This is a genomic window from Neisseria gonorrhoeae (genome assembly GCF_003315235.1).
Classification (GTDB): Bacteria; Pseudomonadota; Gammaproteobacteria; order Burkholderiales; family Neisseriaceae; genus Neisseria; species Neisseria gonorrhoeae.
In genome coordinates, this window is the sequence record NZ_QNRU01000010.1 from 37,557 (window position 1) to 63,331 (window position 25,775).

26 protein-coding genes, 2 tRNA genes and 4 pseudogenes are annotated in these 25,775 nt (G+C 53.6%); 21 read left to right on the forward strand and 11 right to left on the reverse strand.

What is annotated here, in order from left to right; all coding sequences use genetic code 11:
* Positions 1-9: 9 nt before the first annotated feature.
* Entirely contained in the window at positions 10-543 is a 534-nt protein-coding gene (locus DFR77_RS06080; protein WP_003687553.1) for an inorganic diphosphatase, read from the reverse strand.
* 101 nt (positions 544-644) lie between these two features.
* Positions 645-1,103 (reverse strand): dihydroneopterin triphosphate diphosphatase, encoded by a 459-nt coding sequence (gene nudB, locus DFR77_RS06085; protein WP_003687554.1) that lies wholly within the window; start codon positions 1,101-1,103, stop codon positions 645-647.
* 210 nt (positions 1,104-1,313) lie between these two features.
* Between nudB and DFR77_RS06090 the strand changes: the two genes are divergently transcribed.
* From DFR77_RS06090 to DFR77_RS06125, 7 genes and pseudogenes are all read left to right on the forward strand, one after another.
* Positions 1,314-1,390, forward strand: a tRNA-Pro gene (locus DFR77_RS06090).
* Positions 1,391-1,652: 262 nt separating this feature from the next.
* Entirely contained in the window at positions 1,653-3,545 is a 1,893-nt protein-coding gene (gene mafB / locus DFR77_RS06100; RefSeq protein ID WP_113852062.1) for a polymorphic toxin MafB class 2, read from the forward strand.
* A gap of 26 nt (positions 3,546-3,571) precedes the next feature.
* Positions 3,572-3,991, forward strand: coding sequence for a protein MafI (gene mafI / locus DFR77_RS06105; RefSeq protein ID WP_002214231.1), 420 nt, complete (start codon positions 3,572-3,574; stop codon positions 3,989-3,991).
* A 77-nt stretch (positions 3,992-4,068) separates the two neighbouring features.
* A pseudogene (locus tag DFR77_RS14675) lies at positions 4,069-4,152 on the forward strand (polymorphic toxin type 17 domain-containing protein); the annotation flags it as partial.
* Positions 4,149-4,391, forward strand: a complete 243-nt coding sequence (gene imm31, locus DFR77_RS06115; protein ID WP_002232149.1) for an Imm31 family immunity protein — start codon at positions 4,149-4,151, stop codon at positions 4,389-4,391. The pseudogene DFR77_RS14675 and the gene imm31, both read left to right, overlap by 4 nt.
* Positions 4,392-4,468: 77 nt before the next feature.
* On the forward strand, positions 4,469-4,714 hold the full coding sequence (locus tag DFR77_RS06120; protein WP_002217735.1) for an HNH endonuclease: 246 nt from the start codon (positions 4,469-4,471) through the stop codon (positions 4,712-4,714).
* Positions 4,715-4,716: 2 nt separating this feature from the next.
* On the forward strand, positions 4,717-5,106 hold the full coding sequence (locus DFR77_RS06125; protein ID WP_003692667.1) for a hypothetical protein: 390 nt from the start codon (positions 4,717-4,719) through the stop codon (positions 5,104-5,106).
* Between the two features lie 39 nt (positions 5,107-5,145).
* Here DFR77_RS06125 and DFR77_RS06130 read toward each other — a convergent pair whose 3' ends face one another.
* The 8 genes from DFR77_RS06130 to ampD form a co-directional block, all read right to left on the reverse strand.
* On the reverse strand, positions 5,146-6,603 hold the full coding sequence (locus DFR77_RS06130; protein WP_003687562.1) for a TrkH family potassium uptake protein: 1,458 nt from the start codon (positions 6,601-6,603) through the stop codon (positions 5,146-5,148).
* Between the two features lie 14 nt (positions 6,604-6,617).
* Positions 6,618-7,448, reverse strand: a complete 831-nt coding sequence (locus DFR77_RS06135) for a symmetrical bis(5'-nucleosyl)-tetraphosphatase (RefSeq protein WP_003687564.1) — start codon at positions 7,446-7,448, stop codon at positions 6,618-6,620.
* 76 nt (positions 7,449-7,524) lie between these two features.
* Positions 7,525-7,914, reverse strand: coding sequence for a RidA family protein (locus DFR77_RS06140; protein WP_003687566.1), 390 nt, complete (start codon positions 7,912-7,914; stop codon positions 7,525-7,527).
* Between the two features lie 146 nt (positions 7,915-8,060).
* Entirely contained in the window at positions 8,061-8,588 is a 528-nt protein-coding gene (gene nspA, locus DFR77_RS06145) for an outer membrane beta-barrel protein NspA (RefSeq protein WP_003706672.1), read from the reverse strand.
* A 442-nt stretch (positions 8,589-9,030) separates the two neighbouring features.
* The gene (gene hemW, locus DFR77_RS06160; RefSeq protein WP_003692674.1) at positions 9,031-10,206 is read right to left on the reverse strand and encodes a radical SAM family heme chaperone HemW; all 1,176 of its coding nucleotides are present in this window, start codon (positions 10,204-10,206) and stop codon (positions 9,031-9,033) included.
* Between the two features lie 56 nt (positions 10,207-10,262).
* Positions 10,263-12,734, reverse strand: coding sequence for an NAD-dependent DNA ligase LigA (gene ligA / locus DFR77_RS06165; protein WP_017146732.1), 2,472 nt, complete (start codon positions 12,732-12,734; stop codon positions 10,263-10,265).
* A 133-nt stretch (positions 12,735-12,867) separates the two neighbouring features.
* Complete coding sequence (locus DFR77_RS06170) at positions 12,868-14,154, reverse strand: cell division protein ZipA C-terminal FtsZ-binding domain-containing protein (protein ID WP_003692678.1); 1,287 nt, start codon at positions 14,152-14,154, stop codon at positions 12,868-12,870.
* 193 nt (positions 14,155-14,347) lie between these two features.
* Entirely contained in the window at positions 14,348-14,920 is a 573-nt protein-coding gene (gene ampD, locus DFR77_RS06175; protein ID WP_003687579.1) for a 1,6-anhydro-N-acetylmuramyl-L-alanine amidase AmpD, read from the reverse strand.
* Between the two features lie 83 nt (positions 14,921-15,003).
* On the opposite strand from ampD, the gene mltG reads away from it, so the two are divergent.
* The 12 genes and pseudogenes from mltG (at position 15,004) to accD (ending at position 24,269) form a co-directional block, all read left to right on the forward strand.
* On the forward strand, positions 15,004-15,999 hold the full coding sequence (gene mltG / locus DFR77_RS06180) for an endolytic transglycosylase MltG (RefSeq protein WP_003687581.1): 996 nt from the start codon (positions 15,004-15,006) through the stop codon (positions 15,997-15,999).
* A 59-nt stretch (positions 16,000-16,058) separates the two neighbouring features.
* Positions 16,059-16,679, forward strand: coding sequence for a dTMP kinase (gene tmk, locus DFR77_RS06185; RefSeq protein WP_003687582.1), 621 nt, complete (start codon positions 16,059-16,061; stop codon positions 16,677-16,679).
* Positions 16,680-16,900: 221 nt separating this feature from the next.
* Positions 16,901-18,181 carry a malic enzyme-like NAD(P)-binding protein gene (locus DFR77_RS06190; protein WP_003692680.1) on the forward strand — a complete coding sequence of 427 codons (1,281 nt, stop codon included), beginning with the start codon at positions 16,901-16,903 and terminating at the stop codon, positions 18,179-18,181.
* A 401-nt stretch (positions 18,182-18,582) separates the two neighbouring features.
* Positions 18,583-19,614: a tetraacyldisaccharide 4'-kinase gene (gene lpxK, locus DFR77_RS06200; protein WP_003687587.1), complete on the forward strand. Its 1,032-nt coding sequence runs from the start codon at positions 18,583-18,585 to the stop codon at positions 19,612-19,614.
* A 205-nt stretch (positions 19,615-19,819) separates the two neighbouring features.
* A complete protein-coding gene (locus DFR77_RS06205) occupies positions 19,820-20,353 on the forward strand; it encodes a DUF2059 domain-containing protein (RefSeq protein WP_010357100.1) in 534 nt (177 codons plus the stop codon).
* A pseudogene (locus DFR77_RS14680) lies at positions 20,338-20,445 on the forward strand (IS5/IS1182 family transposase); the annotation flags it as partial. The gene DFR77_RS06205 and the pseudogene DFR77_RS14680, both read left to right, overlap by 16 nt.
* Before the next feature lie 129 nt (positions 20,446-20,574).
* Positions 20,575-20,757 carry a Trm112 family protein gene (locus DFR77_RS06210; protein ID WP_002221286.1) on the forward strand — a complete coding sequence of 61 codons (183 nt, stop codon included), beginning with the start codon at positions 20,575-20,577 and terminating at the stop codon, positions 20,755-20,757.
* Positions 20,754-21,515, forward strand: coding sequence for a 3-deoxy-manno-octulosonate cytidylyltransferase (kdsB, locus tag DFR77_RS06215; RefSeq protein ID WP_003687589.1), 762 nt, complete (start codon positions 20,754-20,756; stop codon positions 21,513-21,515). Before DFR77_RS06210 ends, kdsB begins: the two co-directional genes overlap by 4 nt.
* Before the next feature lie 22 nt (positions 21,516-21,537).
* Positions 21,538-22,053, forward strand: a pseudogene (locus DFR77_RS14095) (3-deoxy-manno-octulosonate cytidylyltransferase).
* Between the two features lie 156 nt (positions 22,054-22,209).
* A tRNA-Ser gene (locus tag DFR77_RS06230) sits at positions 22,210-22,302 on the forward strand.
* Positions 22,303-22,574: 272 nt separating this feature from the next.
* Positions 22,575-23,360, forward strand: a complete 786-nt coding sequence (gene trpA, locus DFR77_RS06240) for a tryptophan synthase subunit alpha (RefSeq protein ID WP_003694852.1) — start codon at positions 22,575-22,577, stop codon at positions 23,358-23,360.
* 36 nt (positions 23,361-23,396) lie between these two features.
* Entirely contained in the window at positions 23,397-24,269 is an 873-nt protein-coding gene (gene accD, locus DFR77_RS06245; RefSeq protein WP_003687594.1) for an acetyl-CoA carboxylase, carboxyltransferase subunit beta, read from the forward strand.
* Positions 24,270-24,328: 59 nt separating this feature from the next.
* Here the strand turns inward: accD and DFR77_RS06250 are convergent, their stop codons facing one another.
* Complete coding sequence (locus tag DFR77_RS06250) at positions 24,329-24,940, reverse strand: CNP1-like family protein (RefSeq protein WP_003692687.1); 612 nt, start codon at positions 24,938-24,940, stop codon at positions 24,329-24,331.
* 107 nt (positions 24,941-25,047) lie between these two features.
* Here DFR77_RS06250 and DFR77_RS06255 point away from each other — a divergent pair, with 107 nt between their 5' ends.
* Both DFR77_RS06255 and DFR77_RS06260 read left to right on the forward strand, forming a co-directional pair.
* Positions 25,048-25,272, forward strand: coding sequence for a sulfurtransferase TusA family protein (locus DFR77_RS06255; RefSeq protein ID WP_003690730.1), 225 nt, complete (start codon positions 25,048-25,050; stop codon positions 25,270-25,272).
* Between the two features lie 30 nt (positions 25,273-25,302).
* A pseudogene (locus tag DFR77_RS06260) lies at positions 25,303-25,686 on the forward strand (NMCC_0638 family (lipo)protein); the annotation flags it as partial.
* Positions 25,687-25,775: the final 89 nt, after the last annotated feature.

The following is a 25,775-nucleotide window of genomic DNA, read 5'->3' on the forward strand; positions in this document are numbered from 1 at the left end:
TGGCGGGCATTATGCCTGTTTGTTCCAACGTTCGATGGATTCTTTGATGACTTTTTTCGCTTCTTCCGCACCGCCCCAGGATTCGACTTTGGTCGTACCCGCTTTTTTCAGGTCTTTGTAGTGGTTGAAGTGGAACTCGATTTGTTTGATGAGCTGTTGCGGCAAATCGGACAAAGTTTTGTAGGCGTTGCCGTTATTGCGGTCGTCGGCAGGTACGCAGACGATTTTGTCGTCCACTTCGCCGTCGTCGACGAATTTCATCACGCCGATAACGCGCGCTTCCAAGAATACGCCGGTTGCCAGAGGTTGTTCGGTAACGAGCAACACGTCCAATTCATCGCCGTCTTCGTCCAAAGTTTGGGGGATGAAGCCGTAGTTGGTCGGTTTGGCGAAGATGGCGGGTTCGATGCGGTCGAGTTGGAATGCGGCGAGTTTGCGGTTCCACTCGATTTTGTGGTTGCTGCCGGCGGGGATTTCGTTGACGACGTTGATGATGCCGCCGTCCACGTCGCCCGGGGTCAGGATTTGGTTGAAGTCTGCCATTTGGTTTCCTTTATTTGGGAAGGTTTGAAGTTTGAAAGTATAGCACAAACGTCCGGCTGGAAATGCGTCCGATGCCGTCTGAAAGGGAAACCGGGCGCGTGTTACCGTTTGCCCAAAAACCTGCCCAGTTCCAAAATCGCGCGCCTGTTGGACGGGGAAAACACTTTTTCCGCCGCTTCTTCCAAGCCGAACCAGCCGTAGGAGACGTGTTCCTCGGGTTGCAGGACGACGGGCGTATCGCGCGGGATTTCGGCCCGGAAGACGTGTTCGCGGTTTTCAAACACGCCTTTGGGGTAGCGGTGCCGCCAGTGGTGGTAGATTTCGTAAACCGTGCTGTCGTGCCGGTCTTGGAGCTGCCCGTCCTCCAGCAGGATGCCGGTTTCTTCCCAAACTTCGCGCCTTGCCGTTTGGGCGACGGTTTCGCCCGGTTCGAGGCTGCCGGTTACCGACTGCCAAAATCCTTTCGGATGCGTGCGTTCGATGAGCAGGATGCCGCCGTCCCCGCTATAAAGGACGACCAGTGCGGAAACGGGGTATTTGAGCGGTTTTGCCATCGGCATCTTTCGGCGGGCTGCGGTAATGAAGGGGCGGATTATAGCAAACGCCGCACGTTATGGCGTTTATCCTTTTCCGTATCCTTTTTTCTGCACGGATGGGACGCGCCGGTGTTTGCCGGTAAATTTTCCTTTGTGTCAAAAAGATAAGGGCGGTTGTGATTTTAATGCTTGCCAAAGTGACGGGCGGAAACTATAATCCGCGACTTACCGAGTCGGAGTGTGGCGCAGTCTGGTAGCGCACTTGCATGGGGTGCAAGGGGTCGAAGGTTCGAATCCTTTCACTCCGACCAAAAATTCCGAAAGCCGCTTTCAAAAGCGGCTTTTTTGCCGTCCGTATGATTATGATGTAGAGTACGCGGCGACAGACATTCAAATGCCGTCCGAAAACCGTTCAGACGGCATCTCTTTATCTTAATAGTGGATTAACAAAAATCAGGACAAGGCGACGAAGCCGCAGACAGTACAAATAGTACGGCAAGGCGAGGCAACGCCGTACTGGTTTAAATTTAATCCACTATAGTTTCATTCCGTACCATCTTAAGGAACATCAAATTGGGCATTTCCCGCAAAATATCCCTTATTCTGTCCATACTGGCAGTGTGCCTGCCGATGCATGCACACGCCTCAGATTTGGCAAACGATCCCTTTATCCGGCAGGTTCTCGACCGTCAGCATTTCGAACCCGACGGGAAATACCACCTATTCGGCAGCAGGGGGGAGCTTGCCGAGCGCAGCGGCCATATCGGATTGGGAAACATACAAAGCCATCAGTTGGGCAACCTGATGATTCAACAGGCGGCCATTAAAGGAAATATCGGCTACATTGTCCGCTTTTCCGATCACGGGCACGAAGTCCATTCCCCCTTCGACAACCATGCCTTACATTCCGATTCTGACGAAGCCGGTAGTCCCGTTGACGGATTCAGCCTTTACCGCATCCATTGGGACGGATACGAACACCATCCCGCCGACGGCTATGACGGGCCACAGGGCGGCGGCTATCCCGCTCCCAAAGGCGCGAGGGATATATACAGCTACGACATAAAAGGCGTTGCCCAAAATATCCGCCTCAACCTGACCGACAACCGCAGCACCGGACAACGGCTTGCCGACCGTTTCCACAATGCCGGCGCTATGCTGACGCAAGGAGTAGGCGACGGATTCAAACGCGCCACCCGATACAGCCCCGAGCTGGACAGATCGGGCAATGCCGCCGAAGCCTTCAACGGCACTGCAGATATCGTCAAAAACATCATCGGCGCGGCAGGAGAAATTGTCGGCGCAGGCGATGCCGTGCAGGGTATAAGCGAAGGCTCAAACATTGCTGTCATGCACGGCTTGGGTCTGCTTTCCACCGAAAACAAGATGGCGCGCATCAACGATTTGGCAGATATGGCGCAACTCAAAGACTATGCCGCAGCAGCCATCCGCGATTGGGCAGTCCAAAACCCCAATGCCGCACAAGGCATAGAAGCCGTCAGCAATATCTTTATGGCAGCCATCCCCATCAAAGGGATTGGAGCTGTCCGGGGAAAATACGGCTTGGGCGGCATCACGGCACATCCTATCAAGCGGTCGCAGATGGGCGCGATCGCATTGCCGAAAGGGAAATCCGCCGTCAGCGACAATTTTGCCGATGCGGCATACGCCAAATACCCGTCCCCTTACCATTCCCGAAATATCCGTTCAAACTTGGAGCAGCGTTACGGCAAAGAAAACATCACCTCCTCAACCGTGCCGCCGTCAAACGGCAAAAATGTCAAACTGGCAGACCAACGCCACCCGAAGACAGGCGTACCGTTTGACGGTAAAGGGTTTCCGAATTTTGAGAAGCACGTGAAATATGATACGAAGCTCGATATTCAAGAATTATCGGGGGGCGGTATACCTAAGGCTAAGCCTGTGTTTGATGCGAAACCGAGATGGGAGGTTGATAGGAAGCTTAATAAATTGACAACTCGTGAGCAGGTGGAGAAAAATGTTCAGGAAACGAGAAGAAGGAGTCAGAGTAGTCAGTTTAAAGCCCATGCGCAACGAGAATGGGAAAATAAAACAGGGTTAGATTTTAATCATTTTATAGGTGGTGATATCAATAAGAAAGGCACAGTAACAGGAGGGCATAGTCTAACCCGTGGTGATGTACGGGTGATACAACAAACCTCGGCACCTGATAAACATGGGGTTTATCAAGCGACAGTGGAAATTAAAAAGCCTGATGGAAGTTGGGAAATGAAAAAAGGAAGGGGCGGAAAACCTATGACAAATCATTCTATGTTCCCAAAAGATTGGGATGAGGCTAGAATTAGGGCTGAAGTTACTTCGGCTTGGGAGAAAAGAAAGGAATTAGAAGGTCAAAAATGGAGAGGTACAAGTAAATCTGGTGTTGAAATAGAAGGATTTACGGAACCTAATCGAACAGCTTATCCACTTTATAATAGTAAATGAAGTATTGATTAAAAAGGTGTTTTTAAATGTATAAAATAAAATGTTTTTATGATCAGTTTAGTTCTGGTGAATTATTTAACTACTGCCAGTTTTTAGATAATTCTTCTAATCAAAAGATAAATACACGAGGAACGGTGTATCAATATATTATTTATGTTTTAACAGGAGACCTTTATCTACAAAAAGACATAGATGAAAATTTAGAATTTATCCATCAAGCAGAAAATAATCCCAATGAAGTTTATTCAGGAGGTGGACAAGGTTTTTGCTGGGATATTTCTGCTGAAAAAGTAGTTTTCTATCACAACGAATTTGATGAAGAAGACGGCTGGCCTGATTTAAGCTGTTCGCTGCATACTTTTAAAACTGCTTTAATTGCTTGGAATGCTTTTTTGCAATTGCCTAAAAGTATTCATTCGGTGGTGGAGACTGTGATTGAGGAATAAGCATAATTAGCTTAATGAATAGAATCAGCGATATAGATTGGACTGCAAATCCACGCTTATACGCTGTGCCATGATTAACAGGAAGAGAGCAACTTGGATGGGCTAGTAGGGATGGTAAGCATTTAAATATATCAATTGATGGAAAGATTACACACAAATGACTAATTTAAAATTAGATTTCTACTCTGAAGTTATTATAAAAGATTCTTGCCCTAATGATTTGTTAGAAAATGGTGAGACTATTAAAGGAAAAAAAGGAGTGGTATTAGGTATAAGCGAAGAAGATGGTATAATCTATGGCTATACTATTTTACTTTTTGATATAAAATATTGTATATATATAGATAAGAAATATATTATACCGACTGGAAAAAAATTCTCTCGCGATGATTTTTATTAGCTAATTTAAGTAATTTAAGCAAGTTTTTTAGATACTGAAACTGGTAATTATGTTTATGTAAGCATAAGGAGTTCAGATTGAAGGATTCTACAGGGCAAATGAGGCTGGCAACCAAGGATTTGGCGGAAGCCATTAAACGAGGAGAAGTACGTAGTTCTGCTTTTACAACAAAGCAACTAAAGGCAATCGAAAAAGGAGAATCTAAAATACCGGATTACACTTGGCATCATCATCAAGACACTGGAAGGATGCAATTGATTAATGAAGACTTGCATCATGATACCGGCCATATCGGTTGGAGAGCGATGAGTAAAGGAAAGTAACTATGTGGAAAATCATAAAAGAGGATAGTGATGATTTAGGATTTGCAATTAAATGCTTATTCTCTCAATCTATTGATTTAAATGAATTCAAGTTATGGATTGAACAAGTAATACGCGATATGCCCATCGAGGACATCCCTTTTTATATTTTTGACTTGGCGGATTTCAATGGGGGAATTGGAGACATTGACAATATTGTAGGTTTTGTTTCGAGTTACAGCCTATCAAAATCGAAAAAAAATGCCTTGACAGGCATTGCCTTCTTAAGGGGGATAGATGTCTATGATCCGCCTATTTCAAAAGAAAAAGCATTAAAAGCCTTAAAAAAACATCCTGAAATTTATCATAAATTTAAACGGTTCTTTCCTTTTGTAGAGCTTCCGCTTCTTTAAAGGACAATATGCCGTCTGAAAAGTTTTCAGACGGCATTTTTATTTCTTCCAGTAGGCGGGGGTGAAGAGGATGAAGACGGTGAAGATTTCCAGCCTGCCCAAGAGCATTGCGGTAACGCAGATCCATTTCTGCATCACGTCCAAACCGGCGTAATTGCCGGCGGGCCCGACTTCGCCCAGTCCGGGGCCGGCGTTGGTAATGCAGGCGATGACGGCGGTAAAGGCGGTGGTAAATTCCATACCGCTCGCCATCAGCAGGAAGCTGAAGAGGACGACGGTCATAAAGTAGATGAAGATGAAGGACATAACGGTCAGCGCGAGGCGGTCGGGTATGGCTTTGCCGCTGATTTTGACGGTGCGGACGGCTTTGGGGTGCAGCAGCACCATCATTTCGCGCAGGCTGAATTTGAACAGGACGAGGGCGCGTATGGTTTTGATGCCGCCGCCGGTCGAGCCGGAGCTGGCGAGGATGTTGGCGAGGAAAAACATCCACAGGGAAATCAGGAGCGGCCATTGTGCGAAGTCGGTGTTGGACAGCCCGTTTGCCAATCCGATGGAGACGAAGTTGAAGGCGGTGTAGCGCAGGGATTCGCCGAAGCCGGCGTAATGGCCGGTGTGCCACAGGTACAGGGCGGCGGCAAGGATGCTGCCGGAGAGCAGCAGCAGCATCGTCCGGCATTCTTCGTCTTTCCAATAGGTTTTGAGGCTGCGGCTGTTGAGGGCGGCGAAATGGCTGGCAAAATTGATGCCGCCGAAAATAGTGAAAACGATGATGACTGCTTCGATGAGGGGGGAGTTGTAATAACCGATGCTGGCATCGTGGGTGGAAAACCCGCCCAGCGAGAGGGTTGCCAGCGCGTGACAGACGGCATCGAACCAACCCATCCCGGCAAAATGCAGGCAGGCTGCCGCGAGGATGGTGATCAGGGTGTAGCCGAACCAGAGTTTTTTCGCCACTTGGGAAATGCGCGGCGACATTTTGCTTTCTTTGTCAATGCCGGGGATTTCGGCTTTGAATAACTGCGTGCCGCCTACGCCGAGCATAGGCAGGATGGCGACGGCAAGGACGATGATGCCCATCCCGCCCAGCCAGTTGAGCATATGCCGCCAAAAGTTGACGGAGGGGGCGAGCCCGTCGACGTGGGGGATGACGGTCGCGCCGGTGGTGGTCAGTCCCGACATCGATTCAAAAAATGCGTCGGTAAAGCCCATATTCGGGAAATACAGGTACATCGGCATCGCAGCCATAGCGGCAAACGCCAGCCACAACATCAGGACGAGGGTGAAGCCGTCGCGCGGGCGCAGTTCGCGCCTGAACCGGAGGGTGGCGAGCCGGACGATGCACGAGCCGGAAAGGGTAACGGTCGCGGTGGTGGCGAATGCGGTGTACGCGCCGTCCGAAAAGGCGTAGGAGAGGGCGGCGGGTATCAGCAGGATAAAGGAAAACAGCATACCCAGGCGGGAGAGGACGTGGGCGATGGGCAGGATTTTGTGCATAGTGGGGCGGTCCGTTATTTTGCGAAGCTTTTCCAGTCTATGCCGCCGGCGGCTTGGACTTGGGTAATTTCTTCCGTTTCGAGGTTGACGGCGGTCAGCTGCCCGCCCCACAGCGCGCCGGTGTCCAGCGAGATGACGTTGTCGGCATTCGTGTAGCCCAGCGAGGACCAGTGTCCGAAGATGATGGTGTGGTCGAGGTTTTGCCGATCGGGGGCTTTGAACCACGGGCGCAGGTAAGGCGGCATTTTTTTCACTGTGGATTTGTAGTCGAAATCCAGTTCGTTTTTAAAGGTCAGGGCGCGCATCCGCGTGAAGGCGTTGACGATGAAGCGCAGGCGGGCATAGCCTTCCAAACCTTCGTCCCATGCGGCCGGTTTGTTGCCGTACATTTTGGAGAAGAATTTGACGTATTTTTTGCCGCGCAGTTCGGCTTCGGCTTCTCCGGCGAGCGATTCGGCTTTGGCTATGCGCCATTGCGGCAGGATGCCGGCGTGTATCATCACGCGGCCGCCCTCGCGTATCAAAAGCGGTTGCGCGCGCAGCCAGTCGAGCATTTTTCCGCCGTCGGGGTGTTTGAGTATGGGTTCGATTGTGTCGCTGCGTTTGAGCGCGCCTTCGCCGCAGCCGACGGCGAGCAGGTACAGGTCGTGGTTGCCGAGGACGATTTGCACGCTGTTTTCGTGCCGGATGCAGAATTGCAGCGTTTCGAGGGATTTCGGGCCGCGGTTGACGATGTCGCCCGTCAGCCAGAGGGTGTCCGTGCCGTGGTTGAAGCCGATTTTGCCGAGCAGCGCGGTCAGTTCGTCGAAACAGCCTTGGATGTCGCCGATTGCGTAATGTGCCATTGCGGGTGTTGTGAAGTGGGAAAGTGTTGCGGTTCGGACGGCACGGTTGGAAATCTTATGCCGTCCGAACGTGGAATTATGCGTTCAAAACGAGGACGGCTTCCGCTTCGACCTGCACGCCTTTGGGCAGCGAGGCAACGCCGACGGCGGCGCGGGCGGGGAACGGCTCGGTGATAAATTCCGCCATCACTTCGTTGAAGACGGCAAAATTGCCCAAGTCGGTCAGGTAGGCGTTGAGTTTGACGATGTCGTCCAGCGAACCGCCTGCCGCTTCGGCGACGGCCTGCAGGTTTTGGAACACTTGGCGCGCTTCGGTGTGGAAATCGCCGTTGCCGACCACAGTCATCGTGGCGGGATCGAGCGGAATCTGACCGCTCATGTAAACGGTGCCGCCGGCGCGCACGGCCTGGCTGTATGCGCCGATGGCGGCGGGGGCTTTGTCGGTATGGATGACGGTTTTGGACATTTCGGATTCCTCAAAAAATAGGGCGGCAGAAGCCGCAGCGTTCGGGATTATCGTACAAAACCGCCGGCTTGTGTAGTTTTAGGCGGTATATGTGCCGGAAACAAAAAACCGCCGAAGGCTCGGCGGTTTGCGGAATAACGCGTATATCAGAATTTGACGCGCACGCCGGCGGACAGTTCGCCGGAACGGACGTTTTTGACAGTGTTGACTTTGCCGACGTAGTTGTAGCGGTAGCCGGCATCCAGATCGACATTGGGTGTAACGGCATAGCTTACGCCCGCCAATACGCCGAGGCCGGCGGAGGTTTTGCTGAAGCTGTCGCTGCCGCCCAAGTGGGCGGAAGCGCGGTTGAGGCTCAAGCGCGCGCCGAAATACGGTTTGACGGGCGATTGGGTGTCGAAGTCGTAAATGACGGACGCGCCGATGCTGTAAAGTTTGAAATCGGTGGATGGGGCTTGTTTATAGTTTTTGTAGCGCGTGTAATCGACGGCGAAGCGGAGGTCGTTGATGCGGTAGCCTGCGGAGATGCGCGGGCTGAAGCCTTTGGCAGAACCTAAAGAGCTTGAGGCTTTGGCGTGTGCGGCACCGGTTTGGACGTAAAAGCCGGATGCGCCTTCCGCCAGTGCGGCGGCCGGGAGTGCGAGGGCAATCAGTGCGGCAAGTGCTTTTTTCATATTTTGGTTCCTTTATGGTCAGGGAGAAAAATTGTTAATAATCCGTTAAAGAATCCTGCCGTATTATACTGAAATTTTCTTTTTGCATCGTAATATTTTCAATGCCTCAAGATACGCGGCGGCATCCGGCTGCTTTGCCGACGGCAAAGCCGTTAACCCGCGCGTTGCCCTTAAACGGCGGCATCACGCGGCGGATGGGTGAAACTTGCAAACGGTTTGGAAAAAACCGCAAAGGCGGGGCGGCGGCATTTGTCAGATTGTTGCAGGCGCAGGCGTACGGTTTTTTGTGTGCGGCGTTACCTTAGGCGTCGGACATTTCCGGCGGCGGCTGTGCCGTCTGAAACGCCCGGCGGGGGATGCGGCTGCGTTTCCCATCGATAGGCATATTTGCCGGCCGCGTTCGGGGCGGGTTTTACCCGGGCGGCCGCCGATTTGTTTGCGCTTATAAAAAACACTGCAACAAATCGTTTAAAAACAAGCGTCCTTTTTCGGTCGGGCGGAATACGGTCGGGTCGGTTTCCAGCAGGCCTTTTTGCCTTGCCGTTTCGATTTGCACCATGATTTTGGCGGCGGGTACGCCCGTGCGCTCCTGCAACATCGCGGCGGGTACGCCGTCGGTCAGGCGCAGGGCGTTCATCATGAATTCGAACGGCAAATCTTCGGCGGCGACGGTTTTGCGTTCGACGGCTTCGCCCGGCTGACTTTGCATTAAGGCGAGGTAGTCGTTGGGGTGGCGGCGGCGGACGGTGCGCTCGATGCGGTCGGGATAGGAGATTTTGCCGTGCGCGCCCGCGCCTATGCCCAAATAATCGCCGAACTGCCAGTAGTTCAAATTGTGGCGGCACTGCATGGTGGGTTTCGCAAAAGCCGATGTTTCGTAGTGGATAAAACCCGCGCCTTCCAGTGTGCCGTGTACCGCGTCTTCGATGTCGAGCGCCGCTTCGTCTTGCGGTAAACCTTTCGGCGGCGTATGACCGAACGGCGTGTTCGGCTCCATCGTCAGATGATATGCGCTGATGTGGGTTGCGTCTGTGGCGATGGCGGTTTGCACGTCGTCTAATGCCGTCTGAACGGTTTGGTTCGGCAGGGCATACATCAAGTCGATATTGACTTTATCAAATAATTTCAGGGCGGTAGCTATGGCGGTTAAGGCTTCCTTGCCGTTGTGGACGCGCCCCAGCCTTGAGAGCATATCGTCGTTGAAGCTTTGTACACCAATAGAAAGCCGCGTGATGCCTGCGTCTTTAAATCCTTGAAACTTCTCGATTTCAAATGTACCCGGATTGGCTTCCAACGTAATTTCCGCTTCGGGCTGCAAGCGCAACAGCGAACGCACGCCGCTTAACAAACGGTCAATCGATTCCGCCTGAAACAGGCTGGGCGTACCGCCGCCGAAAAATATCGTTTCCACCGGCCTGCCCCAAATATTGGGCAATTCAAGCTGCAAGTCGGTCAGCAGCGCGTCGATATAGGCGGCTTCGGGCAATCCGTTTTTCAGGCTGTGGGAATTGAAGTCGCAATACGGGCATTTTTTGATGCACCACGGGATGTGGATATAGAGCGACAGGGGCGGCAGGGCGGTGAGTCGGGTGCGGTTTGGAAAGGAAATGGTGTGCATGGTGCGGTTCGGAAAAGTGGACGATGCCGTCTGAAGGCGGTTCGGACGGCATGGGTTCAGCAGAGCAGGGTAAGCAGTTCGGCTTCGCTGAGGACGGAAACGCCCAAGGCATTGGCTTTTTCCAGCTTGCTGCCCGCGGCTTCTCCGGCGACGACGTAGTCGGTTTTTTTGGACACGCTGCCGGACACTTTGCCGCCTGCGGCTTCGATTAGGGCTTGGGCTTGGTCGCGTTTGAAGGTGGGCAGGGTGCCGGTTAACACAAAGGTTTTGCCTGCCACGGCTTTATTGATGCCGTCTGAACCTTGCGCCGCCTCGTCTTCAGACGGCATTTGCGCGAAGAAGGTTTTTAGGTTTTCGAGCAGGGCGGTGTTTTGCGCTTTGCTGCGCCACGCCTGCCAGTCGGCAGGGAGGGCTTTGTCGTTTTGCAGTCCTTCTATACTTTGTCCGGCGAGTTCCCATAAGGCTTGGGCTTTGTTTTCGCTGATTTTGAAACCGGGCAGGCGGGTAATCCAGCGTTGCGGCCCGGCATATTGTGCGGCAGGCAGGCTGACGGCTTGGGCTTGCGGGGCAACGCCTGCGGCGAGCAGCTCGTCTATCATCGCCTGCTGTTCGGCTTGGGCGAAGAAGTGGGCAATGGAACGCGCCACTACCGTGCCGATGTCGGGCAGGCAGGCGAGGACGGGTTCGGGGGCGCGGCGGACGCGTTCCAATGTGCCGAATGCCTGCGCCAGCGTTTTGGCGGTGCGTTCGCCGACGTGGCGGATGCCGAGCGCGAACAGGAAGCGGGCAAGTTCGGGCGTTTTGCCGGATTCTATGCCTGCGAGGATGTTTTGCGCCCACTTGGTCGGTTGTTTTTTGCCGTTTTGGGTATTGTATTTAGACAGGTCGCCTGAAACCGTTTCTGCGTCGCCGTTTTCGTTTTCAGATGACCCTTTATCCGCCGTTTCCTTCATTTTTTGCAGGGTCGGAATATCGATGCGGTAGAGGTCGGCGAAATGGCGGACGAGGTCTTGGGCGACCAGCTGTTCGATTTGTTTTTCACCCAAGCCGTCGATGTCCATCGCTTTGCGCGAGGCGAAGTGGATTAAGCCTTGCGCGCGTTGTGCCTGACAAAGCATACCGCCGCTGCATCGGGCGACGGCTTCGCCTTCTTCGCGTTCGATTTCGCTGCGGCAGATGGGGCAGCGGGCCGGCAGGCGGTAGGGCTTATGGAGCGGAACGGATTCGGTTTGCTTGGCGGACGGTGTTTCGGCAAACAGGTCGTCCTGCTGATGCCCGATGCCGTCTGAAACGGCAACGGCGGTTTCCTGCATCGGGCGGCGTTCGAAAATCACGCGCACGACTTCGGGAATCACGTCTCCGGCGCGGCGCACGACGACGGTATCGCCGACGCGCACGTCTTTGCGCGATACTTCGTCCTGATTGTGCAGGGTGGCGTTGGTAACGGTTACGCCGCCGACGAATACGGGTTGCAGGCGGGCAACCGGCGTTACCGCGCCCGTCCTGCCGATTTGCACGTCAATCGCTTCGACAATGGTCAGGGCTTCTTCGGCAGGGAATTTGTGGGCAACCGCCCAGCGCGGCGCGCGGGAGATGAAGCCGAGTTCGCGCTGTTGCGCCAAGCTGTTGACTTTGACGACCGTGCCGTCGATTTCGTAGGGCAGTTCGGGGCGTTTTTGCTGCATGTGTTCGTAAAACGCCAATACTTCGCCGATATTTTTGAAACAGCCGAAATTGCCATTGGGCAGACTGAAGCCGAGTTCTTGGAAATAGGCGAGTTCTTGGATGTGTTCTTCAGCTTCGAAACCGCCTTGCTGACGGGCAATCGAATAGGGGAAAAAGTGCAGTTTGCGTTGCGCGGTGATGCGCGAATCGAGTTGGCGCAGGCTGCCGGCGGCGGCGTTGCGCGGATTGGCAAAGGGTTTTTGCCCGTTTTCGGCTTGGCGTTTATTGAGCCCGGCAAAGTCGGCTTTGAGCATCAGCACTTCGCCGCGTACCTCGATGAGTTCGGGCGTATTTTCACCGTGCAGCCGCAGGGGGATGTTGGCGACGGTTTTGACGTTTCGGGTAACGTCTTCGCCGGTCGTACCGTCGCCGCGTGTCGCCGCCTGCACCAATACGCCGTCGCGGTAGAGCAGGCTGATGGCGAGGCCGTCGAATTTGGGTTCGATAACGTATTCGGGATTGCCGCCGTCCAAGCCGTCGCGCACGCGTTGGTCGAAGGCGTACATTTCGGCATGGTCGAACACGCCGTTTTCATCTTGCGGGGAAAAGGCGTTGGTCAGCGACAGCATCGGCACTTCGTGGCGCACTTCGGCAAAGCCTGCCAAAGGCTCGCCGCCGACGCGCTGGGTCGGGCTGTCGGGCAGCTTGAGCTCGGGATGGTTTCGTTCCAACGCTTCGAGTTCGCGGAACAGGCGGTCGTATTCGGCATCGGGTATGCTGGGCGCGTCGAGGGTGTAGTATTCGTAGGCGTAGCGGTTGAGGAGGTCGGTGAGTTCGTGTATGCGTTGTGCGGTCGGGTTCATGGATTCGTACAGGTTCAGACGGCATGGACAAATGCCGTCTGAACGGTAAAACGTGTTGGAAATGGTCGGATTTTACCTGAAAACAAAAGGCGGATGCACCGTTGCCGATGTATCCGCCTTTGTGTTTGCGGAGTTATGAAAACAGGCGCAGGGCGGTTTTGCCGCCCGGTTCGATACCGACTTTGAGCATCTCGGACTGACGCGCCAATACATAAGTGCGTACGTCTTTGAGCCATTGGGTCGAAACTTCTTCCATTTTGTCGTTGACCAGATTCAGGTTCAACTGACCGGACAGGCGTACCGCCAAATCCATAAACAAATCGTCGAAGGTTTTTTCGCCTGCCGGAGAGTGCGGGATGTCGAGCAGCATACTGAAGCCTTTGTAGGACTGGTTGTCCAAAAGGGCATTGGTAAACGGCTCGTTGTTGAGCGAGCAGATGGAGAACATGGTCGAGCCCGACGTGTCGGTATAGTGGAACGCGCCGTCGTCTTCCAAAACGAAACCCACGCCCGTTACGGCGGAACGCAGTTCTACGCCGCTGATGCTGGTCGGCGAAACCAAATGGATGGCGATGGTCTGGTCGACGCGCGCGCAGAATGCGTCCAGTGCGGAAGCCACTTCGATAAAGGCGGCAAGGTCGGTGTGCAGCGTCTGACCGCCCATGCTTTGTGCGAATGCGTCCGCCTGGCGGTTGAATGCGGAGAGTTCTTCCTGCGAGGCAAGTCCGTTGCGGCTGACTGCCTGGATACCCACGATAAATGCCTGATAGCGGATGCCCGGGATGGGTTCGGCAATCTGGAAATGGTCGTCCATGGTGCAGCCGACAATCTGGTAGCGGCAGCGGTTGGAAAGGCGCGGCAGTGCGTGCAGTTCTTTGGCTTCGGTCAGCGCGATATAGGAGATGAAGTCGAAGCGCACGTCAAACCAGGGCAGCTCGACCTTCGACAGCTCTTTGAGCGTAATCAGCGGTTTTGCCGGCGTTTGCGGAACGGGAACGGGTTTTGCCGGCGCGTCGGCAGGTTTCGGTGCGGAATGTCCGGTTTGGGGTTCGGAGACGGTGTGGGCGGAGTTGCCGATAATGCCGCTTTCTTCCAAGGCGGTTTCGATTTCGGTTTTGAACGGGGAGGCTTTTGCCTGTTTCTGCTTGGCGATGTAGACGGCATCCTGTTCTTGCAGGTTGCGCATGGCGGAGTCTTGGGGTTTGGCCGGTTTTTTGACCGCCGGTTGGGGTTTCGGCATCATGACTGGCCCGCCGGACGGTTTGCCGTCGCGGACATGGCTGGTTTTGCTGTTGAGCAGGGCATCTTTGTCGGAGTGTCCGAACTGGTCGCGCACTTTTTTGCGGTATTGGTTTTCCTGATACATATTGTAGGCGACAACGGCGAGGACGGCGGCGAGGAACAGTACGATGTAAATCATGGCAATCACTTTAAATTTCGGGATGCAGGATGCGCAAAGTGCGGGTACTGCGGTTAAATCGGGCTTGCGTTTCCGGCAGTCTGACGGAACGGCCGGTTATAACGTTTGAATTATAACGAAAATTGCAGGGTCTGACAGCAGTGTGTCGAAATAAGCGGAAATTTTCCGAAATGCCGTCTGAAATCTGTGGTTTTCAGACGGCATTTCTGTCCACGGGAAACCCTTTTTCCCGTATCCGCCGCCAGTCGAAAAAATGGCCGGGGTCGGTTTTGCGGCCGGGTGCGATGTCTTGGTGTCCCGTTACCGCCGTGATGGGGTAGCGGCGGCAGAGGGCTGCCAACAGCGTTTCGAGCGAACGGTATTGCGCTTCGGCAAACGGTTCGAAATCGCAGCCTTCCAGTTCGATGCCGATGGAAAACGCGTTGCACTTCTCCCGCCCCCGAAACGAGGATGCGCCGGCGTGGTACGCCATGTCGCCGCATGATACGAACTGCACCGTTTCGCCGTCGCGTGCAATCAGGAAATGGCTGGACACGTGCAAAGTGTGTATCAGGCTGAAGAACGGATGTCCGTCGGGGTCGAGCCGGTTGGCAAACAGCTTTTCCACCGCATCCGTGCCGTATTCGAACGGCGGCAGCGAAATGTTGTGCAGCACGATCAGGGAAACCGTTTCTCCCGTTTCCCTCGGGCTGAAATTGGGCGACGGGGTATGGCGTATGCTTTGAAGCCAGCCGTTTTGCCAGTGTGCTCCGGCGTGATTGTCCATGATGTTCTTCCTGTCCGGCGGGCAATTTGGGTTATACTGTCGCCCGAATTTTAAGACGTATTCCGAATGCTGGGAATCCTACCATGTTGAAAAAAATGTTGAAATGGACTGCCGTTTTTTTGACCGTATCGGCAGCCGTTTTCGCCGCGCTGCTTTTTGTCCCTAAAGACAACGGCAGGGCATACCGAATCAAGATTGCCAAAAATCAGGGTATTTCGTCGGTCGGCAGGAAACTTGCCGAAGACCGCATCGTGTTCAGCAGGCATGTTTTGACGGCGGCGGCCTACGTTTTGGGTGTGCACAACAGGCTGCATACGGGGACGTACAGACTGCCTTCGGAAGTGTCTGCTTGGGATATCTTGCAGAAAATGCGCGGCGGCAGGCCGGATTCCGTTACCGTGCAGATTATCGAAGGTTCGCGTTTTTCGCATATGAGGAAAGTCATCGACGCAACGCCCGACATCGGACACGACACCAAAGGCTGGAGCAATGAAAAACTGATGGCGGAAGTTGCGCCCGATGCCTTCAGCGGCAATCCTGAAGGGCAGTTTTTTCCCGACAGCTACGAAATCGATGCGGGCGGCAGCGATTTGCAGATTTACCAAACCGCCTACAAGGCGATGCAACGCCGCCTGAACGAGGCATGGGCAGGCAGGCAGGACGGGCTGCCTTATAAAAACCCTTATGAAATGCTGATTATGGCGAGCCTGATCGAAAAGGAAACGGGGCATGAGGCCGACCGCGACCATGTCGCTTCCGTCTTCGTCAACCGCCTGAAAATCGGTATGCGCCTGCAAACCGACCCGTCCGTGATTTACGGCATGGGTGCGGCATACAAGGGCAAAATCCGTAAAGCCGACCTGCGCCGCGACACGCCGTACAACACCTATACGCGCGGCGGCCTGCCGCCAACCCCGATTGCGCTGCCCGGCAAGGCGGCACTCGATGCCGCCGCCCACCCGTCCGGCGAAAAATACCTGTATTTCGTGTCCAAAATGGACGGCACGGGCTTGAGCCAGTTCAGCCATGATTTGACCGAACACAACGCCGCCGTCCGCAAATATATTTTGAAAAAATAAACCATGCCGTCTGAAAAGTTTGTGTTTTCAGACGGCATACCCTTACCGGAACTGCAAGCATGAAACCGCAATTCATCACTTTGGACGGCATAGACGGTGCCGGAAAATCCACCAACCTTGCCGTCATCAAGGCATGGTTTGAACGGAGGGGGCTGCCCGTGCTGTTCACGCGCGAGCCGGGCGGAACGCCGGTCGGTGAGGCCTTGCGCGAAATCCTGCTCAACCCTGAAACCAAAGCCGGTTTGCGTGCGGAAACACTGATGATGTTCGCCGCGCGTATGCAGCACATCGAGGAAGTCATCCTGCCCGCGCTTTCAGACGGCATCCATGTCGTGTCCGACCGTTTTACCGATGCGACCTTCGCCTATCAGGGCGGCGGGCGGGGGATGCCGTCTGAAGACATTGAAATTTTGGAACATTGGGTGCAGGGCGGTTTGCGCCCCGATTTGACCCTGCTGTTGGATGTGCCGCTGGAAGTATCGATGGCGCGTATCGGACAGGCGCGCGAGAAAGACCGGTTCGAGCAGGAGCAGGCGGATTTCTTTATGCGTGTGCGCGGCGTTTATCTCGACCGAGCCGCCGCCTGTCCCGAACGGTACGCCGTTATCGACAGTAACCGCAGCTTGGATGAAGTCAGAAACAGCATAGAAAAAGTGTTGGACGGACATTTCGGCTGTTGATGCGGCAAATATTGAAACAAGCGCATCCGCCCGCGCCGAAAACCAAACGGCAGTGCCGCAGGTGAAAATGGCGGTATGCGCCAAACTTTCGGCATGATAGAATTACGCTCGGTTACAAGGCAGGATGCGTCGGCAATATTAACGAACCGCCCGTAACATGATGACCCGAAAGCGTTTCGGACAGTTCGATTCAAATCTTTTTCTCGCAACAGGATTGACACATGGAAAACTCATTGAAAGAAGCCGCCCTCAAGTTCCACGAATTACCCGTTCCGGGCAAAATTTCCGTTACCCCGACCAAATCTCTGGCGACCGACAAAGATTTGGCGTTGGCGTACTCTCCGGGCGTAGCCGCCCCCTGTGTGGAAATCCATGCCGATCCGCAAAATGCCTACAAATACACCGCCAAAGGCAACTTGGTCGCCGTCATTTCCAACGGTACGGCCGTTTTGGGCTTGGGCGACATCGGCGCGCTGGCGGGCAAACCCGTGATGGAAGGCAAAGGCGTATTGTTCAAAAAATTCGCCGGTGTGGACGTGTTCGACATCGAAATCGACGAAAAAGACCCGCAAAAACTGGTGGACATCATCGCCGCTTTGGAGCCGACCTTCGGCGGCATCAACCTCGAAGACATCAAAGCACCCGAGTGTTTCTACATCGAACGCGAATTACGCAAACGCTGCAAAATCCCCGTATTTCATGATGACCAGCACGGCACGGCCATCATTACCGCCGCCGCCGTATTGAACGCCCTGCGTTATACCGGCCGTAAAATCGAAGAAGCGACTTTGGTGTGCTCCGGCGCAGGTGCCGCCGCGATTGCCTGCCTGAACCAACTGCTGGATTTGGGCTTGAAACGTGAAAACGTAACCGTTTGCGACTCCAAAGGCGTGATTTACCAAACCCGCGAAGACAAAGACCGCATGGACGAATCCAAAAAATTCTACGCCGTTGAAGACAACGGCCGGCGCGTACTTGCCGATGCGGTTAAAGGCAAAGACATCTTCTTGGGCCTCTCCGGCGCAAACCTGCTGACGCCTGAAATGTTGAACACGATGAACGAAAAACCCATCGTGTTCGCCATGGCCAACCCGAATCCGGAAATCCTGCCGCCGCTGGCGAAAGAAACCCGTCCGGACGTGGTTATCGGTACCGGCCGCTCCGACTTCCCGAACCAAGTGAACAACGTATTGTGCTTCCCGTTCATCTTCCGGGGCGCGTTGGATGTCGGCGCAACCACCATCAACGAAGAAATGAAACGCGCCTGCGTGTATGCTTTGGCAGATTTGGCGATGGAAGAAGTAACCGAAGAAGTGGTTGCCGCTTACGGTAAGAAATTCGAATTCGGCGCGGAATACCTGATTCCTACTCCGTTCGATTCCCGCCTGCTGCCTCGCGTCGCTACGGCTGCCGCCAAAGCAGCGATGGAAAGCGGCGTGGCAACCCGTCCGATTGCAGATTTGGAAGCTTACGCTGCCAAGTTGGGCGAATGGAAGCTGTAAGCCGTTTGTGGTTAAAATGCCGTCTGAACTGTTTTCAGGCGGCATTTTGTTGTCAGATTGATAAATGAAAGATACTGGAAAATGAAAGAGATGAAACCTGTCCGTTATCATATTGGCGATATACCCGAAACTTCAAAACAAACCGCCCCCGGTCATGACGACAGGGCAGTGGGTGTTGACGATGATTGTTTTCATGATTCCTTTGGTCAATATCGTTATGTTTTTTGTTTGGGCGTTCGGCAGAGGCAACCCCAACCGTGCCAATTTCTGTAAAGCACTGTTCTTATTTACCTTGTTGGTTCGCTTATCGGTTTGATTTTCATATTGCTTATAGGTGGGTCTGCATCGGGTACGCATTATTAATGTGCCGGCTGATTCTGCTTCGAAGATTTGTATCGAATATGCCAAATTTTTTTAAATTTCATACCGTTATCGAACGGCATTGGCAAAAACCTTATCCGGTTTTGTCTTTTCTGCTCAAGCCGCTTTCCGGGCTGTTTGCCAAAATTGCGGCAAAATGGCGGGCGGATTTTTTATCGGGAAAACGGCAAAGCGAAAAGCTGTCCGTGCCTGTGGTCGTGGTCGGCAACATCCACGCGGGCGGGACGGGCAAAACGCCGATTGCCGCCGCGCTGGTGTCGGGCTTGCAGGAAAAAGGTGTCAAGGTCGGCATCATCAGCCGAGGCTACGGGCGCAAGAGCAAGGCGGTTTATGTATTGAATGCCGCGAGCCGTGCGGAAGATGCGGGCGACGAGCCTTTGCTGCTGTTCCGTAAAACAGGTGCGCCGACGGCAGTGGGCAGCAGCCGTGTGGAGGCAGGCAGGGCGTTGCTGGCAGCGCATCCGGAGCTTGAATTGATTGTGGCGGACGACGGTTTGCAGCATTACGCCCTGCAACGCGATGTGGAAATCGCGGTGTTTCCGGCGGCGGATACGGGGCGTACGGATTTGGACTTGCTGCCCAACGGCAATTTGCGCGAACCTTTGTCGAGATTGGAAAGCGTGGATGCGGTGGTGGTCGGCGGCAGGGCGGCGGATGGTTTTATGCCGTCTGAACATTTGTTCGGCAGCCGTATTGAGGCGGGTGCGGTTTACCGTTTGAACCGTCCGTCTGAAAAACTGGATATTTCGACATTGTCAGGGAAGCGCGTCGCAGCGGTTGCCGGTATCGCCAGGCCGCAGCGTTTCTTCGATACTCTGACACACATGGGCATCCGCCTTGACCAAACGGTTGCTCTGCCCGACCATGCCGATATTTTCAATCGGGATTTGCCGCCTGCCGATGTGGTGCTGGTAACTGAAAAAGATGCGGTCAAATTTTCAGACGGCATTTGCACCGATAATGTTTGGGTGCTGCCGGTTTGTGCGATAATCGAACCTGATTTGGCGGAGTTTGTGCTGGAGCGGTTGGAGGGTGTACCGAAGGCCGTCTGAAAGCGCGGTTTGGACGAAGTGATAACGGACTGGAATAAGAACGCCCTACGCCGTCATTCCCGCGCAGGCGGGAATCTAAGTCTCGAATTTTCAGGAATGCCTAGGAGACTTCAGAAATCCCAAATCTCCGGATTTCCACTTGGGCAGGAATGAGAAAGCCGGTTGTATTTTTTATCTGCATTAATCATTCGTTAAAGGAGTGGATATGAAGCTGAAAACCTTGTTATTGCCCTTCGCCGCACTGGCATTGTGTGCCAACGCATTTGCCGCCCCGCCCGGCGACGCGTCGTTGGCACGTTGGCTGGATACGCAGAATTTCGACCGGGATATAGAAAAAAATATGATTGAAGGCTTTAATGCCGGATTTAAACCGTATGCGGACAAAGCCCTTGCCGAAATGCCGGAAGCGAAAAAAGATCAGGCGGCAGAAGCCTTTAATCGTTATCGTGAGAATGTTTTGAAAGATTTGATTACGCCCGAAGTGAAACAGGCTGTCCGCAATACCTTATTGAAGAATGCCCGTGAAATATACACGCAAGAAGAAATTGACGGCATGATTGCCTTTTACGGTTCGCCTGTCGGTCAGTCCGTCGTTGCCAAAAATCCGCGCTTAATCAAGAAATCGATGAGTGAAATAGCGGTATCTTGGACTGCATTGTCAGGGAAAATCGCGCGACATCATCTGCCCGAGTTTACGGAAGAGTTACGGCGCATCATCTGCGGCGGTATAGTGGATTAAATTTAAATCAGGACAAGGCGACGAAGCCGCAGACCGTACAAATAGTACGGCAAGGCGAGGCAACGCCGTACCGGTTTAAATTTAATCCACTATAAAAATCCCGATGCGGGCTGCAAGCAGGCCGGACAGCTTGGGAAAAGGTATCAGAAGTAAATAATAGCCGCCTGAAATATTGCGGAGGGCGTCTGATTGATTAAACCATCAAACCCGAAAGCAACCTTATGGAAAAAAAATTCTTAGACATCCTCGTCTGCCCCGTTACCAAAGGCAGGCTGGAATATCATCAGGACAAACAGGAATTGTGGAGCCGTCAGGCGAAGCTTGCCTATCCGATTAAAGACGGCATTCCCTATATGCTGGAAAACGAAGCACGAGCGTTGAGCGAAGAGGAACTCAAAGCATGACCGAATTCGTCGTATTGATTCCGGCGCGGCTGGATTCGTCGCGCCTGCCCGGAAAAGCCTTGGCGGACATTCACGGCAAACCGATGGTCGTGCGCGTTGCCGAACAGGCGGCAAAAAGCAAAGCCGCGCGCGTCGTCGTCGCCACCGATCATCCCGACATTCAGACGGCCTGTCAGGCGCACGGTATCGAAGTCGTCATGACTTCAAACCGGCACGAAAGCGGCACGACGCGCCTTGCCGAAGCCGCCGCCGCGCTGAAGCTGCCGCCGCATTTGATTGTTGTGAACGTACAGGGCGACGAGCCGCTGATTGCCCCCGAACTCATCGACCGCACCGCCGAAGTACTCGTCGAAAACAACGTCCAAATGGCGACCGCCGGCCACGAATTGCACGATTTCGACGAATTGATGAATCCCAATGCCGTCAAAGTCGTCCTCGACAAAAACGGCAACGCCATCTACTTCAGCCGTGCCCCGATTCCCTATCCGCGCGATGCGATGCGTGCCGGAAAACGCGAAATGCCGTCTGAAACCGCCGTCCTACGCCATATCGGCATTTACGCCTACCGCGCCGGCTTCCTGCAACGCTATGCCGAAATGAGCGTCTCGCCGCTGGAAACCATCGAATCGCTGGAACAACTGCGCGTCCTGTGGCACGGCTACCCCATCGCCGTCGAAACCGCCAAAGAAGCCCCCGCCGCCGGTGTGGATACGCAGGAAGATTTGGACAGGGTTCGCGCTGTATTTCAGACCGTATAAAACAGGTTCAAAGGGAAAAGATATGCAGCAACATATTGAAAAGTGGCAACACTTGAGCCGTGAAGAACAGAAAATCCTTGCCGAAGTATGGGGTCTCGTGCAAAACGATGATCAGGAGGTTTACTATGAAATGCTCAAATTGAACGCACCTGATGAAGTCAGCGGTGAATTTTGGTTCAGAATGGCAGAAACACTCAGCACCCTGCCGCCCAATCGTTCCCTCGACCTTAGAATGAACGGCGGCAGGCTGTCGACCGCCGTATCCATCCTTTCCGCCATGATTGAAGACAATCCCGACATACCGCAGCTTTGGGCGTAAAAAATTACCGCCCTCAATTATTTGGTACACGGACACAAAGCCCGTGCCGACGGTTTGGTACAACAGCCCGACAAAGCGGCAGAAGCCAACGAAGAGGAATACCTGACCAAAGCCCTGTCGCAAAACCTGCTGTCAACATTGGATGCCGCACTTGCACGTTTTCCTGAAGACGCGTGGTTTCAGGAAATCAAACAGGATGCACAAAAGCATTTTGCTTGAGGACGTGGCGGTCAGGAATATTTCCATTCAGGAAGAAAAGAAGTGCCTAATTGGGTATAATCAGGGTAAATCTTATTTTATTTCAGAAGATTAATATTTGTTTTCCGTTTTTCCTTGACGGTATCGGAAAAGTTGATTATAGTTACAGCTTCCTTAGGAGTAATGGCTGAGAGGCTGAAGGCACTTCCCTGCTAAGGAAGCATGTGGGATCAACCTGCATCGAGGGTTCGAATCCCTCTTACTCCGCCAGATAAAAAATAGACGCTGTGTTTTACAGCGTCTATTTTTTTATGCAATTTTATAGCGGGTTGGCGCAAACCCGGTATGGTATTGCCCTGTCTTGATTCTGAATTTTGTTAATCCGAGATGTTTGCCGTTTATTTTTGCCTCGTTCAAACGGCGGCTCTGATCTGCGCGGTTTCTGTTTGCCGTATTCGCCTATCCGTACCGCAAATGTTATACTGGGAAAAATTCACCGATTGTATTTTACGGCGTATTTGCCGATAGGATGGAAGAGACAAATGAGCAGAATCCGGCAGGCTTTTGCCGCTTTGGATGGCGGAAAGGCATTGATTCCCTATATTGCGGTGGGCGACCCCGATATTCGGACAACTTTGGCATTGATGCACGGCATGGTTGCAAGCGGTGCGGATATTTTGGAGTTGGGCGTGCCGTTTTCCGATCCGATGGCGGACGGGCCGGTTATTCAGCGTGCGGCGGAGCGGGCGTTGGCAAACGGGATTTCGCTGCGCGATGTCTTGGATGTCGTCAGAAAATTCCGTGAAACCGACACGCAAACGCCGGTTGTTTTGATGGGATATTTGAATCCCATACATAAGATGGGTTATCGGGAGTTTGCTCAGGAAGCCGCAAAGGCGGGGGTGGACGGCGTGTTGACGGTGGATTCCCCCATCGAAACCATCGATTCTTTATATCGCGAGCTGAAGGATAACGAGGTCGACTGTATTTTCCTGATTGCGCCGACGACGACGGAAGACCGTATTAAAACCATTGCCGAGCTGGCAGGCGGATTTGTCTATTATGTTTCGCTCAAGGGCGTAACGGGCGCGGCAAGTTTGGATACGGATGAGGTTTCGCGTAAAATAGAGTATTTGCGTCAGTATATCGATATTCCCATCGGTGTCGGTTTCGGCATCAGCAATGCGGAAAGCGCGCGCAAAATCGGCCGGGTTGCCGCCGCGATCATTGTCGGCAGCCGGATTGTGAAAGAGATTGAAAACAATGCGGGCAACGAGGCTGCCGCCGTCGGTGCTTTGGTCAAAGAGTTAAAGGATGCCGTGCGCTGATTCTGTCGCGCATTCTAAATGTTTTAGGAGTTGTCCATGAGCTGGTTAGATAAAATCCTGCCACCCAAAATCAAGAATCGTGGGAAAGACGGTTCTTCCAATGTTCCCGAGGGTTTGTGGCGCAAATGCCCGTCTTGTTCGGCAACCGTTTATTCGACCGAGTTGCAGCAGAACAATCAGGTCTGCCCGAAATGCAACCACCACAATCCGTTATCGGCGCGCCAGCGTTTGAACCTGCTTTTGGATGAGGAAGGCAGGGAGGAAGTTGCGGGTAATGTCAAACCGACCGATCCTTTGAAGTTTAAAGACAGCAAAAAATATCCGGACCGTTTGAGTGCGGCACGCAAGCTGACCGGGGAAGATGACGCGCTGGTGGTGATGAAGGGGATGATGAACGGTCTGCCCGTCGTCGTTGCCGCGTTTGAATTCCGCTTTATCGGCGGTTCGATGGGTTCGGTTGTGGGCGAGCGTTTCGTACAGGGTGTCCGCCGTGCGGTTGCCGATAATTGTCCGTTTGTCTGTGTGGCGGCTTCCGGCGGCGCGCGTATGCAGGAGGGTGTAAACTCGCTGATGCAGATGACGAAAACCAGTGCCGCGCTGCATTTGCTGACGGAAAAACGCCTGCCGTTTATATCGGTGTTGACCGATCCGACTATGGGCGGCGTATCTGCCAGCTTCGCATTTTTAGGCGATGTCGTGCTTGCCGAACCGAACGCGCTGATCGGTTTTGCCGGTCCGCGCGTGATTGAGCAGACGGTGCGCGAAACGCTGCCGGAAGGCTTCCAACGCGCCGAGTTTCTGCTGGAAAAAGGCGCGATCGACCAGATTGTCGACCGCCGCGATATGAAGCGGCGCATCAGTGATTTGATTACGCTGTTGTGCCGTCAGGACAAAGTTTCCGCCACCTGATGGCTGATGAATCGAATGCCGTCTGAAACCGATGTTTCAGACGGCATTTTTGTGTCTGGTTATTTGTCGTGCGGCTTCATCGACGGGGCATAGCGTCCGGCACGTTCTTTCAGGCGTTGTACCAAACCTTGCGTGTCGGCGGGTACGCCGCCCTCGCAGAATGCCTGATACAGGACGGCGCGCAATGCGTCGTTGCGCCCAAGTGTGCCGCCTATCGGTTTCCATTCGGCGTTTCGGGGCTGTATCCAGCGGCTGTTGACCGTATCGCCGTATCCGAATACTTTGTAGGAGGAAAGTTTGCCGTTGCCGAACCCGATGGAGGAGCGGGCGCAGAATATGCCTTCGGCAGTCAGGTTGTCGTAGCCTTTGTCGGAGCGGATATTGAGAATGTAGCGGATGCTGCCGTCGGGCGCGGGCATAATTTGCAGGCTGTCGAGCAGGATTTTCGGCTGTTTGCCGTAATTTTCATCCACATAAATGTCAAACCAGCCGTCCGAGTGCGCATCGGGCAGCGGCGGCAGTTCGGCGGTATGTTCTTTAAATTCGCGGGCGGCGGCTTCTTCGGGCGTTTCGCGGTAGCGGGTGTTGATCGGCGTGTCTTTTTGGCTGAAGCCGGCGGCAAGGGACGTGCCGACAGTCAGGGTCAGAATCAGAAGGATGGCGCGGCGCATAAGTTTCTCCAAATTGAAAACGGCTTTATTTTATGGTTTGGCGGGAAGGGCTGCAAGCAATCGGGGTATAATCTGACCTGATTTTCATTTTAAAGCGGTGTCGAACCATGAACAGCGAAACTTTAGACGTAACCGGATTGAAATGTCCCCTGCCGATTTTGCGGGCAAAAAAGGCTTTGGCGCAAATGCGGCAGGGCGAGGTATTGACCGTTCTGGCGACCGACGGCGGCGCGCCGGGGGACTTTGAGGCTTTTTGCCGCCAAACCGGTCATGTGCTGTTGGATTCTTCCGAACAGGACGGCGTGTTCACACTGGTCGTCAAGCACAAATAAATGCCGTCTGAAATGCGGATGTCCTGATTGATGTTATTGCTGTCGGCATTTGTGCTTGCTGCGTGTAATGCCCAAAACCGGCAATCCGGTGTACGGCATCAGGATTTTGCACGCGTAGCCGTCGATTTGTTTCGGAGTGCCTGCGTCCTGACTCAAGGTAGTTTCGAACCGGTTTCCAAGTTTGCCGCTGTCGGACATTTTGTCCCTGTCGGAAAGGAAGACCTGTCCCGTCTGCCGCCCGCTGTTGCAGAACCCGATGTACAGGCGTTGTGGACGCTTGAACGCGATGGCGGCATTTATTATTTGAGCCTGACGCGCGACAGTTGCAGTGTGAAAGCCGAGCGGGCAGACAGTGCCGCGCTTTTGGAACATTTCTCAGGGCTTGTCCGACAGCCGCCGAAAAATGCCAATATATAGTCAATTAAAATCAAAATAGGACAGTAGTGCATCGTCAAATCGGGCGTAATCAGACAAAACGGTTCGCAGATACCGCTTAATATTCG